2 protein-coding genes are annotated in these 2,746 nt (G+C 63.8%); both read left to right on the forward strand.

The window, feature by feature from the left end; all coding sequences use genetic code 11:
* A partial coding sequence (locus tag ENZ75_RS27580; protein WP_128278462.1) for a TonB-dependent receptor occupies positions 1-1,785 on the forward strand: 1,785 nt, incomplete at its 5' end.
* Between the two features lie 2 nt (positions 1,786-1,787).
* Positions 1,788-2,746 (forward strand): siderophore-interacting protein (locus ENZ75_RS27585; RefSeq protein ID WP_164888045.1); only part of this gene is annotated, 959 nt, incomplete at its 3' end.

Raw genomic sequence — 2,746 nt, forward strand, 5'->3', positions numbered from 1 at the left:
CCCCCAACCGCCATCAACATCCGCGGCCTGGAGCAATATGGCCGCGTCGTCGTCCCCCTCGACGGCGCCCGCCAGGACTACTGGCGCGTCGGTCATGGCTCTGGCTCGTTCTATGTCGAACCCGACCTGATCAAGGAAGCCACCGTCATTCGCGGTCCGGTCTCGAATGCCTATGGTTCCGGCGGCATCGGCGGCGTCGTCTCCTTCGAGACCAAGGATGCCGGCGATTTCCTCAAGAAGGATGAGCGCTGGGCGCTGAGCGAGAAGCTCGGCTACGAGGACAATGGCGACGGCTTCACCACCAGCACCACCGGTGCCTACCGCTTCAGCGACGATGCCGATATCATCGGCAACCTCATCTACCGCGACCGCGACAGCTACACCGATGGCAATGGCGACACCGTGCCATGGACCGGCGAGCGGGTGACCAGCGGCTATCTGAAGGCGACGTTGCGGCCGGCCGATGGCCATGAGCTGAAGCTCGGCGCCATCCTGCAGCGCTACAACGACCAGATCACCGGATCGAGCGGCTCGACCTCGCCGACCCTGAGCCGCTATGACACCGACACCACCAACCAGACCTACACCGCCGCTTACACCTGGAAGCCCGACGACAACGCGCTGATCGACTTCAGCGCCAATGCCTATCACAACCGCACCCGCGCCGAGCAGACGCAGGTCTGGCCGACCTCGGCGATCGGCAATTTCCGCTTCTACGACGTGGCCACGACAGGTTTCAATGTGAAGAACTCCTCGCGTTTCGACGTCTGGGGACTAGCACATACGCTGACCTACGGACTCGACTACTACTATCTCGAGGCCTCCTCGGAAGCGGCGCATTTCGGCGCTGGCCAACAGCAGGGTTATGGCGGCTTCCTGCAGTGGCAGGGCGATTACGGGGATTGGCTGCAGGTCATCGCGGCGATGCGCTATGACGGCTACCAGCTCGATGGCGAGACGCGCATCCCGTCACCGCAGGAAGCCTCGATCTCCGGCGATCGTTGGTCGCCGCGCCTCACCGTCGGCGTCACGCCATTCGATGGCTTCCAGCTCTATGGCACCTATTCCGAAGGCTACCGGGCGCCGGGTCTGCAGGATGTCTTCCGTGGCGGCGGCGCGCATGGCGGCGGTGATACATATCGGCCCAATCTTCTGCTGCAGCCCGAGACGGCAAAGAACTGGGAGGCCGGCGTCAACGTGAAATATGACGATGTGCTGACGGCGGGTGATCGGCTGCGCGCCAAGGTCAACGTTTTCCACACTGACGTCGAGGATTACATCGACGTCGACCTCACCGTGCTGCCGCGCACGGCAATCAACATCGGCGACGCACGCCTGAAGGGCGTAGAGGCCGAGATGGTTTATGATTATGGCTGGGGTTTCGTGAACCTCTCCGGCGCGCTGATCGACGCCAAGGTCGTCAGCGGCGTCTATTCCGGCCAGGCGTTGAACAACACGCCGCTCGACCGCTTCTCGGCCACGATCGGCTTCCGCATGCTGGAGGACCAGCTCACCGTCGGCGCGCAATATCTCAGCGTCGGCAAGATCACCCGCACCAGCCGCACCAATCCCAACGCCGTGCCGGTCGTCGATGACGGTTTCGATCTGGTCAATGTCTTCGCCAACTGGCGCGTCAACGACAACCTCAAGCTCGATTTCGGCGTCGATAACATCTTCAACACCGCCTACACCGATCCGCAAAGCGCATGGTCGACCTCGGCGGCAACAGAACAGGGCAAGGGCCGCACCTTCAAGGTGGGCCTCACCGGCAGGATCGGAGGCTGACAATGAACGAAGCATCGGTGCGTGAACTGGCCTGCGAGGCACGGCTCAACCTGCGGCGTCTGCCGGACTACATGGACAGCATCTCCGACAGGCTGCGGAGCTTCGAGGCCGATGCTTCGCATCAGGGACAGCGCATCGATTTCCGCTTTGCCTTCGGCGGCGCCTCGTTCGACATGGAGCGGCTGGTGATGCGGGCCAATGCTGCCGACCGCGACGGGCTCGCCCGTATCAAGGACCTGCTCGCCACAGCCGTACAGGTCTACGCCAAGGAGGAAAACCCCGAGATCGTCTGGACCGGCGATCTCTCAGGCGAAACCAGCCTCGCCCAGTTCCGCGAGATGGTGGTGACCGATGTTCGCGACCTCACTCCGAATATGCGCCGCATTCGTCTGACCGGCGAGAACCTCTCGCGCTTCGCCAAGTTCGGCGGCATGCATATCCGCATGCTGTTTCCGACCAGGGACGTCCCCGATCCGCTGTGGCCGGTGCTGGGCGGCAATGGCTTACCGGTCTGGCCCACCGACGACCGGCGCCCAGTGGCGCGCGTCTACACCATCCGCGCGCTCGACGTGGAAAAGGGCATCATCGATGTCGACTTCCTGATCCATCCCGGCGAGAGCGTCGGCTCCGCCTGGGCCATGCAGGCCGCGCCCAGCATGAAGGTTGGCATCATGGGCCCGGTCGGCCGTCCGGTGCGGCAGGCAGAATGGTACGTCATGGGCGCCGACGAAACCGGCTTGCCGGCGCTGGCTCGGCTGCTGGAGACGCTACCGGCCGGGACAAAAGGCGTCGCCTTCGTCGAGATCGCCAATGATGGTGAAAGACAAGCGATCAACAATGGCACGGGCATCGAGGTTCATTGGCTGACACGGGATGGCGTGGCGGCGGGCGAGGACAGACTGCTGGCCGAGGCTGTCCGCTCGGTGGCGTGGCCGCAGGACGGTTCGGCCTTCGGCTGGTT

The organism is Mesorhizobium sp. M7A.F.Ca.CA.002.04.1.1 (assembly GCF_004022805.1).
Lineage (GTDB): Bacteria > Pseudomonadota > Alphaproteobacteria > Rhizobiales > Rhizobiaceae > Mesorhizobium > Mesorhizobium ciceri.